Here is an 8,625-nt window from a genome sequence, read left to right as displayed (position 1 = left end):
CTGTGAAGCTTTGTAAATCTTTTTGAAGAGCGGATTCCAAGCATGTAAAATATAGCTCTTCTTTTCCTTTAAAGTGTGCGTAAATCGATGGTTTTTTAATCCCAACTTCTTGAGCAATATTTGCTAATGAAGTTCCTTCGTAGCCGTAGCGTGCGAAATGAGAAAGTGCTACAGCTTTAATGCGGTTTGCTGTCATTTTCATCCCCTACCTACCGTTCGTTAGGTTCATTATATGAGATAAAAAATATAAAGTCAATAGGTGAAGAACTGAAAAAAGAGTGCTATGGTGGGCACTCTTTTCTAGACTGTTTTTCGCTCAATTAAATGGAATGAAAGTTCTTCTGAGTTTCCAATAATGTGTTCGTTTTGTATCTGTTTATGAAATAAAGAAAAAGCACGTGATCCCATTGTGAGCCCGGGATGCTCAATAGTTGTAATTTCTAATGCTTTTGAAATTTCATGGTTATCAAATCCCAGGATAGCGAGGTCTTCAGGTATGCGAATGCCATGTTTTTTTGCCTCTGTTAATAAACCAGCAGCTACTTGATCGTTCGCTGTGAAAATAGCGGTTGGACGATTTTTCATGTTTAAAATACGATGAAGTATTTTTGCCCCATCCTGCATCGTATAACATTGATGGAAAATCCAATCAGGGTATACTGTTTTTCCTTCGTGACGAAGAGTATCGGCGAAAGCTTTTTCACGCTCGATTGAATTAGCACTTGTTTTTCTTGCTAAACAAATGCCGATTTTTTCATGACCTTTACTGAGTAAATAGGAAGTACCAAGGCGGAATCCTTCGTAATGATCTACATAGACAGATGAAATGAGGGGATGGTTCATTTTTTCACATGAAATAATAGGGGCAAATTTTGCGAACGGTTCAATTTGTTCCCATGAACTCGTGCGAGAGCAAATAATCATCCCGTCAAATTGTTTCATTTTCATCATTTCAAGAACGCGAATTTCTTCAATACTATCGTAATTCGTTTGGCATAAATTAATATGATATCCAGCTGCTAACGCTTCGTTTCCGATTCCTTCAATGATCGTGCTAAAGTACGGAAGATTAATAAAAGGTAGCATAACGCCAATTGTATATGTTTTACCCTTTATTAAATGGATAGCATTTATATTTTTTGCATAGTTCAATTCTTCAACTGCATCTAAAACACGCTTACGYTTTTCYTCTTTTACGTAAGGATGATTATTAAGRACACGAGAAACAGTTGATATAGATACACCAGCAGTTTTTGCAATTTGTTTTATATTGGCCATATGTATCACCTCTTTMCTTAATTATAAGGGGAAAATAATAAGAATGAAAAAAATCTTGACCTGAAAAGCTTTTCACAATCTATGTTATAAGCATGACTTCTGTTGTTCGCGTAACCTTTTTATTTGGGCGTAAGAATAGTAGGGTCTTTTTTGTATGTCTGCAAAGAATTTTTGTCAGAATGTGTGAGAATAACGTGGAAAGTTTTCGGAGGAGGCGTTTGATAACGAAGCGAATAGAAGAGAGTATAAACGCTTCGCTCGTTAAGAGAGCGGTATGAAAGGGCGGAAACAAATTGAAAAAAGGAATCATTTGTTTCGTGTTTTCTAGTGTAATACTTAGCTCATGTTCATTTCAGCAAACGATGCAAGAAGAAAAAACATTTGTAGGAACAACAGGAGGGGCTAAGGACCGTGTTACTGATCCGATTCCCCTAAAGGAACTTCCAAAATATTTTCCGGMAAAGTTTAAAGTTCCAACGTTTTTACCTTATGACATTACGAGTGATGTGAAGGGAGAGGTAAGAACGATGGGGAAGAAGAATGCTGTCTTAACGATTAAATATAAGCAACAAGAGAAAGGAAGGCACGATTATATAGAATTAACAGTGGCCAACTTTTCTTACAGTTTTCCATACCTCGTAGAAGAGAATCGATTTCAAGAACAAATGAAATTGAATAATGGAGCACCTGCTTATTTTAAAAATAAGGATGATTACGAGAGAGGGGACGAATTTGCTACGCTTATATGGAAAGAGAAGGGGATTGAATATCAGCTATTATATCGTAATGTAGATGAGAAAGATGAAGATGTGATTAAACAAAATCTGCTGTACATTGCGAACAATATGGAATGAAAAAACTAGCTGTATCGTGCAGCTAGTTTTTTGTATATTATTTCTTTTTAATTTTTCCTGACCAAGATTTAAATCCACCTTTTAATTGGTAGAAATCTGTGTAGCCTTGTTTTTTTAAGTATTGAGCTGCACGACCTGTACGGAATCCGCTTTGGCAATATAAATAAACCGGTTGATCTTGGCGAAGTTCTTTGTGGCGAAGGCGAATTTGTGATAATGGAATGTTACGCGCACCTAAAATATGTCCCGCGTTAAATTCATCCGCTTCGCGAATATCGATAAGCTGTGCTTTACGGTAGCCAGCGCGAAATTCATCTTCTGAAAGTGTTTTAATTAATTTTTTCTGATAGAAATACATCCATACAGTGTAGCCGATGAATGCTGCAATTGCGGCTAGTATAATAATCAAGTTTGTTGACACGATTCTATCGCTCCCTTTTTTCTTATCCTACTTTCAATATTATAATGCCCATATGTATTTATGCAACAGATTCATTTGTATATAAGAAGAAATTTCGTATTCTTTCACAAATTTTGTCGAATTTGGTAGACTAGAGAATGTGAAAAATAATTGGTTATATGAGGTGCAGGATGGGAAAAGAAAAATGGTGTTATATTAACTCTGGTCAATGTTCACCAGCATTTAATATGGCGTTAGATGAATGTTTATTAAATTGGCAAAGTGCAAAGAAAATGTCACCAACAATTCGTTTTTATGAATGGGAAGTACCAACATTAACAGTCGGGTATTTCCAGCGTGTTGAAAAAGATATAAATATGGATGTAGTTAACGAAAAGAAATATGGATTCGTTCGTCGTCAAACAGGCGGCAGGGGTGTACTACATGACAAAGAATTAACGTACAGTGTTATTGTGTCTGAAGATCATCCGAATATGCCAAAAACAGTTACAGAAGCATACCGAATTATTTCGCAAGGCTTATTGGACGGTTTTAAGGCATTAGGATTAGAAGCGTATTATGCAGTTCCGAAAACAGAAGCGGATCGTGAGAATTTAAAAAATCCGCGTTCAGGAGTATGTTTTGATGCACCATCTTGGTATGAGATTGTAGTTGAAGGAAGAAAAATCGCGGGTAGTGCCCAAACACGTCAAAAAGGTGTTATCTTGCAACACGGTTCTATTCCGTTAGAAATAGATTTAGATGAGTTATACGACCTATTTTTATTCCCAAATGAGCGAGTAAAAGAGCGTATGAAAAACATGTTTTCTTCTAAAGCGGTAGCGATTAATGAATTAACAGACCGCACATTTACGATTGAACAGTTAATTAAAGCGTTTGAAACTGGATTTGAAAAAGGTTTAGATATAGAGCTTGTGCCGTATGAACTAACAGAGGAACAGCTTCATGAAGTTCAAACTTTAGCAAAAGAGAAGTATGAAAGTAATGAATGGAATTATAAAAAATAAGGAGATGGCGACCGCCATCTCCTTATTTTTATAGTAAATTAAGTACTTTTTCTACTTTGATTCCTTTATCTTGTAAAGAACGAAGGCGATTTACAACGTCCATAATTTCTTTGTCGAATGTAACGCTAATACCTTGGCTTTGTAGTTCTTTTTTTAATCCTTCAATAGAATCATCTATGTCGATGCCAAGCTCGTAATCTTGACAAACTTCAATTGTCTTTTTCACAAGTTTAACATAATTTTCTTGTAGTTTTGTATTTGTTTCAGTCAAAGCAGGTTGCTTCGGTTTTATAGGAGTAACCGGTGCTGTCTCTTGCTTTGTAACTGGAGTAGGTACTGCTTTTTTCACAGGTGCTGGAGTAGATAGTTCTATAGCTGCTTCAACACTTACTGACTTCGGCGTTGGTACCGGAGTAGGTTTAGGTGCAGCAGGTGTTTCTACTCGCGTAATAGGCTTTGGAGCAGGTGTAACTGCTTTTGGAGCTTCTACAACTGTTTCTTCTTGCTCAGCAGCTTCTTTATTTTCTTTGCTCCACATAACGCGTTCAACTTCTAGAGAAACATTGTTTTTGTTCATCGCTGTTAATGTAACTTTACCAACCTCAGCGTTCCCAGTGAAATCAACAATTTTATAAATAACACTCTTGTTCCAATCCACGTTTCCGCTCAAAAATAATTCTTCGTTACATTTCGGCGTTAAGCCCTCGATTTTAATTTCTGCGTTTACACCGTTTTCACTATATACCATAATTAGCGAAGCATTTACATCTTCGTCTGCTAACATTAGTTCACGTACCATTTTGCCGGTGCGTACTTGCGTTTTCTTCTTAACTGACATCAAATTTCTCCTCTCAAAAATTCAGTAATAATAAAAAAATCGTATAACGAAAAATAATTGCTCACGAAGATTTATGATACCGATAATAAAAGCATCACGTCAACAATTAACTTTAATTATTTTGCATTTTTCTTATTTTCTTTATGAAATTTTTCAATTTGTAAAATTATACAGAAGAAAAACAGCCGTTTGAAGGGCTGTTAAAAATTTGGTTTTTTGTATAGTAATTTATATAAAATAAAAAATAGGATAGCGATTAAGGCGTTTTGCCAAAAGGTTAGATGATAAATGAGATAAGGTTGTTTTTTAAAATAGACATTTAAAAATACAGCTGAACAAAATGGAGTAGCAAATGCAAATCCAAATAGAATCCTTCTTTTCCAATTCATCTTTTGATTAAAGGAATAGCGCTTTAATAAATATAAAATGAAAAGTATACCTAGTATAATAAGTGAAACGAACAAAGTGGTTCCAGGGATGCTAAAAGCTGGGCTTAATTGTTCGATATTCTTCCCGAAGATCAAAATGAAAGTCGAAACAAGTGCATCTATTCCAAACTGTATAGCAAGAAGTAAGCTAATAACAAAACCGATTAAAGAAGTTTGTTCTAGCTTTGTTTGGGTTGGTAAAGCTGATATAAGTTCATCGCAGTAAGATCGTAAATCATTTCCGAAAATATCATAAGCATTTTTATTTTCTGCTTGTGCTTCGATGAGATGATCTAATATTTCTAATAAAAGTTCTTCTAATTTTTGTTCGGGTACGTTAGATAATCGGAGATATACTAGCATATCACCGTAAGCAGCTTCGTTTTCAGGTGTTAGAAGTTCGCGTTTTTTATTGTTCAATTCAACCATGTCTTTCGCTTTCATCCCTATCGCTCCCCTTGTAATAAGTTGTTTACCGTCGTTGAAACCATTCCCCAACTTTTTTTAAATTCTTCAAGTTGTTCTAATCCCTTATCAGTTACGTGATAATATTTTCGCTTCGGTCCAAGAGAGGAAGCCTTTAATGTACCTTCAATAAGTTTCTCTTTTTGCATGCGTAACAATAAAGGATAGATGCTTCCTTCACTTACGAATGTAAAGCCGTGTTTATTTAATTTTGTACTTAGTTCATATCCGTACACTTCTTCTTGTGAAATGATATATAGAATGCAACCTTCTAGTACACCTTTTAACATTTGGCTGTGCATGATTTCACCACCTTTTATCCAGGTAACTTGCCTTGCAAGGTAGCTGTTATCCAAATTATAACAGTCAGTAACTTGCAACACTCGAATATCCGCTTGGAAAAGAGCTTTATGAGAAGTTTACGAAGATGGGATTAGAAATCCGTGAAACGACATCACACAATCAAATTAGAAATTTTCCAGGGGAAAATGAATTGCAAAAGTATCGTAATGCAAAAGCAACACTTGTCGTTGGGGTGAGGAAGACGTTAAAGTTCGATACATCAAAACCTTCAGCTGAATATGCAATTCCACTTGCAACAGGGTGTATGGGACATTGTCATTATTGCTATTTGCAAACGACACTTGGGAGTAAACCTTACGTAAGGGTGTATGTGAATCTAGATGAAATCTTTGAGAAGGCAAAGCAATATATGGATGAAAGGGCCCCTGAAATAACAAGATTTGAAGCGGCGTGTACATCAGACATCGTTGGAATTGATCATTTGACACATGCATTAAAGCGGGCGATAGAGTTTATCGGAGAAAGTGAACATGGACGTTTACGCTTCGTTACCAAATATTCGCATGTTGATCATTTATTAGATGCAAAGCATAATGGGAAAACGCGTTTTCGATTTAGTATTAATTCACGTTATGTTATTAAAAACTTTGAACCAGGGACATCGCCATTTGAAGAGCGAATTGAGGCTGCTCGTAAAGTAGCGGGGGCTAATTATCCTCTTGGCTTTATTGTTGCGCCAATCTATATGCATGAAGGGTGGGAAGAAGGGTACCGTGAATTGTTTGAACGATTGTACAATGCGTTAAAAGACATGACGATACCAAATTTAACGTTCGAATTAATTCAACATCGTTTTACGAAACCAGCCAAAAAAGTCATTCAAGAACGTTATCCGAATACGAAACTTGAAATGGATGAAGAGAAGCGGAAATATAAATGGGGACGATACGGTATTGGGAAATATGTATATCAAAAGGATGATGTGGAAGTATTAGAAGAAACAATACGAGGATATATATATGAGTATTTTCCCGATGCAGAAATTCAATATTTTACATAAGGGGAATCTGGATTCTTTTTTTGTTTTATATATTTAGGCTCGTTTCCACCTTGTCACGTTATTCTTTCTGGTGTATCATTTTATTGATTGCTTCGTACGGAATAAGCAAAATGAAATTGGATGGAGGAAACCGATGCCTACCCCTAGTATGGAAGATTATATTGAACAAATTTATTTGTTGATTGATGAAAAGGGTTATGCCCGTGTATCTGATATTGCTGAAGCGCTTAGTGTACATCCATCCTCTGTAACAAAAATGGTACAAAAATTAGACAAAGACGAATATCTAATTTATGAAAAATATAGAGGGCTTGTATTAACATCAAAAGGTAAAAAAATCGGAGAACGTCTCGTATATCGTCATGAATTGTTAGAACAGTTTATGCRCATTATCGGTGTGGATGAAAGCAAAATTTATAATGATGTAGAAGGAATTGAACATCATTTAAGTTGGGAATCAATTGACCGTATCGGTGATTTAGTACAATACTTTGAACAAGATGAAGTTCGAGTAAAAACACTTCGTGGTGTTCAAAAAGCAAATGAAGAGAAAAGTAATTAAGGGGAACGTGTGGCGTTTCCTTTTTTATTTCAATCGAAAAGGACGGGAGAATAATGAAAGCAATTATTTTTGATTTTGATGGATTAATTGTGGACACAGAAACAATATGGTTTCACTCTTTCAGAGATGCTGTTCGTGAATACGGCGGYGAGTTACCTTTAGAGGAATTTGCAAAATGTATTGGAACGACAGATGAAGTGCTTTATGCATATTTAAAAGAGCAATTAAAAGAAAAATTTAACGAGCATGCATTAAAGGGAAAAGTAACAACTTTACATAAAGAGAAAATGAAAATACCAAAAGCGCGTGACGGGGTAAAAGAATATTTAGAAGAAGCGAAAGAACTTGGATTGAAAATCGCATTGGCCTCTAGTTCATCTAGGGAGTGGGTCGTTCGTTTTTTAGAAGAGCTACAAATTAGAGATTATTTTGAAGTGATTAAAACGCGAGAAGATGTAGAGAAGGTAAAACCAGATCCAGCTCTTTATAAAGTTACGATAGAAGAATTAGGAATTGAACCATCAGAAGCTGTTGTRTTTGAAGATTCATTAAATGGATTGAAAGCAGCGGTGGCAGCAGGATTAAAGTGTGTCGTCGTACCTAATGATGTGACAAGAAATTTGCAATTTGAAAACCATCACCTTCGTATCGAAAGTATGAAAGAGAAAAGTTTGAAAGAAGTGCTTCAACATATAAAGTGAAACTTTAATCAGTAGGGTTTTTCGCATCTTCCACTGATTACTAGCCCCGCACCAACCGGGATAAAAAAAGACCGTATTTCCTAAAAGGAAGCACGGTCTTTCTTTTTGTTTTTTTTACCTTCAATGACAGTTAAATGAGATTGTTTTCTTTTTCTTTTCAACGATGGAGAATTACCCTTTTTCCCCTTGTCATCAGAAGCATTTCGTTTCAAGAAAGAATTGCTTAGGGGTGCTACATTTTGTTTCCCGTGTTTGCGGTTCGATTGTTTCGCTGCACGCTTATATGAGCTTTGCGAATTTGCAGAACCACTAGAGTTTGTAAACATTTTGTAGAGTAAGTAAAAGATACCGACGACAGCTAACATGATACCAATGTTTTTCAATACTTCCATTGGATTTGTAATAACAGATGAAACAAGGCCGAATATTGCCAATCCGATAATAAGCACAAATATAGCGAATGTAAACGAACGACCGTTCATAAGGGACACCTCCTAAAAACATATATTAAAATTAGTATATTAACGATGAGGAAAGGAGTTGAACACCATTTTTAAATAATTATTGTTTGTTTTCTAAACGTAATAATTCTTCAAACGATGCGATTGCAACTTCCGCTTGATCATCTGTTGGTTCTTTCGTTGTTAATAGTTGCAGCCATAATCCTGGATATCCAAGTACTCGTAAAACAGGGACATCTCGTAATCG

General features: G+C 35.6%; 12 protein-coding genes and 1 pseudogene. 5 read left to right on the top strand and 8 right to left on the bottom strand.

The window, feature by feature from the left end; translation table 11 throughout:
• Together AC1DJR_RS15270 and AC1DJR_RS15265 are read right to left on the bottom strand one after the other, a co-directional pair.
• A partial coding sequence (locus AC1DJR_RS15270) for a TetR/AcrR family transcriptional regulator (protein WP_477002937.1) occupies positions 1 to 202 on the bottom strand: 202 nt, incomplete at its 3' end.
• A 98-nt stretch (positions 203 to 300) separates the two neighbouring features.
• Entirely contained in the window at positions 301 to 1,278 is a 978-nt protein-coding gene (locus tag AC1DJR_RS15265) for a LacI family DNA-binding transcriptional regulator (RefSeq protein ID WP_429686889.1), read from the bottom strand.
• Positions 1,279 to 1,595: 317 nt separating this feature from the next.
• Between AC1DJR_RS15265 and AC1DJR_RS15260 the strand changes: the two genes are divergently transcribed.
• The gene (locus AC1DJR_RS15260) at positions 1,596 to 2,132 is read left to right on the top strand and encodes a DNA polymerase III subunit delta (protein ID WP_477002939.1); all 537 of its coding nucleotides are present in this window, start codon (positions 1,596 to 1,598) and stop codon (positions 2,130 to 2,132) included.
• Positions 2,133 to 2,169: 37 nt separating this feature from the next.
• On the opposite strand, the gene AC1DJR_RS15255 is transcribed toward AC1DJR_RS15260, so the two are convergent.
• A complete protein-coding gene (locus AC1DJR_RS15255; RefSeq protein ID WP_002015038.1) occupies positions 2,170 to 2,553 on the bottom strand; it encodes a rhodanese-like domain-containing protein in 384 nt (127 codons plus the stop codon).
• 170 nt (positions 2,554 to 2,723) lie between these two features.
• On the opposite strand from AC1DJR_RS15255, the gene AC1DJR_RS15250 reads away from it, so the two are divergent.
• On the top strand, positions 2,724 to 3,560 hold the full coding sequence (locus AC1DJR_RS15250; RefSeq protein WP_002015039.1) for a lipoate--protein ligase family protein: 837 nt from the start codon (positions 2,724 to 2,726) through the stop codon (positions 3,558 to 3,560).
• A gap of 28 nt (positions 3,561 to 3,588) precedes the next feature.
• Here AC1DJR_RS15250 and AC1DJR_RS15245 read toward each other — a convergent pair whose 3' ends face one another.
• The 3 genes from AC1DJR_RS15245 to AC1DJR_RS15235 form a co-directional block, all read right to left on the bottom strand.
• On the bottom strand, positions 3,589 to 4,398 hold the full coding sequence (locus AC1DJR_RS15245; RefSeq protein ID WP_002192502.1) for a hypothetical protein: 810 nt from the start codon (positions 4,396 to 4,398) through the stop codon (positions 3,589 to 3,591).
• A 200-nt stretch (positions 4,399 to 4,598) separates the two neighbouring features.
• On the bottom strand, positions 4,599 to 5,270 hold the full coding sequence (locus tag AC1DJR_RS15240; RefSeq protein WP_429686888.1) for a DUF1129 family protein: 672 nt from the start codon (positions 5,268 to 5,270) through the stop codon (positions 4,599 to 4,601).
• 2 nt (positions 5,271 to 5,272) lie between these two features.
• On the bottom strand, positions 5,273 to 5,593 hold the full coding sequence (locus tag AC1DJR_RS15235; RefSeq protein ID WP_002192505.1) for a PadR family transcriptional regulator: 321 nt from the start codon (positions 5,591 to 5,593) through the stop codon (positions 5,273 to 5,275).
• A gap of 80 nt (positions 5,594 to 5,673) precedes the next feature.
• Here AC1DJR_RS15235 and splB point away from each other — a divergent pair.
• The 3 genes and pseudogenes from splB to AC1DJR_RS15220 form a co-directional block, all read left to right on the top strand.
• Positions 5,674 to 6,654: pseudogene (splB, locus tag AC1DJR_RS15230) on the top strand (spore photoproduct lyase); the annotation flags it as partial.
• Positions 6,655 to 6,787: 133 nt separating this feature from the next.
• Positions 6,788 to 7,216 carry a transcriptional regulator MntR gene (gene mntR, locus AC1DJR_RS15225; RefSeq protein WP_477002936.1) on the top strand — a complete coding sequence of 143 codons (429 nt, stop codon included), beginning with the start codon at positions 6,788 to 6,790 and terminating at the stop codon, positions 7,214 to 7,216.
• A gap of 53 nt (positions 7,217 to 7,269) precedes the next feature.
• Entirely contained in the window at positions 7,270 to 7,917 is a 648-nt protein-coding gene (locus AC1DJR_RS15220; protein ID WP_002111771.1) for an HAD family hydrolase, read from the top strand.
• Positions 7,918 to 7,997: 80 nt separating this feature from the next.
• On the opposite strand, the gene AC1DJR_RS15215 is transcribed toward AC1DJR_RS15220, so the two are convergent.
• Together AC1DJR_RS15215 and AC1DJR_RS15210 are read right to left on the bottom strand one after the other, a co-directional pair.
• Positions 7,998 to 8,399: an SA1362 family protein gene (locus tag AC1DJR_RS15215; protein ID WP_002015046.1), complete on the bottom strand. Its 402-nt coding sequence runs from the start codon at positions 8,397 to 8,399 to the stop codon at positions 7,998 to 8,000.
• Between the two features lie 79 nt (positions 8,400 to 8,478).
• Positions 8,479 to 8,625 (bottom strand): DUF1385 domain-containing protein (locus tag AC1DJR_RS15210; RefSeq protein ID WP_477002938.1); only part of this gene is annotated, 147 nt, incomplete at its 5' end.

The organism is Bacillus sp. 05T31 (assembly GCF_056396725.1).
Note: the sequence above shows the minus strand (reverse complement) of the source record. Positions and strands in the feature narration are given on the sequence as shown.

Bases quoted from the DNA above. Each gene is read 5' to 3' on its own strand.
- AC1DJR_RS15235 (WP_002192505.1), bottom strand. From the start codon at position 5,593: ATGCACAGCCAAATGTTAAAAGGTGTACTAGAAGGTTGCATTCTATAT.
- AC1DJR_RS15245 (WP_002192502.1), bottom strand. From the start codon at position 4,398: ATGTCAGTTAAGAAGAAAACGCAAGTACGCACCGGCAAAATGGTACGT.
- AC1DJR_RS15215 (WP_002015046.1), bottom strand. From the start codon at position 8,399: ATGAACGGTCGTTCGTTTACATTCGCTATATTTGTGCTTATTATCGGA.
- AC1DJR_RS15240 (WP_429686888.1), bottom strand. From the start codon at position 5,270: ATGAAAGCGAAAGACATGGTTGAATTGAACAATAAAAAACGCGAACTT.
- AC1DJR_RS15250 (WP_002015039.1), top strand. From the start codon at position 2,724: ATGGGAAAAGAAAAATGGTGTTATATTAACTCTGGTCAATGTTCACCA.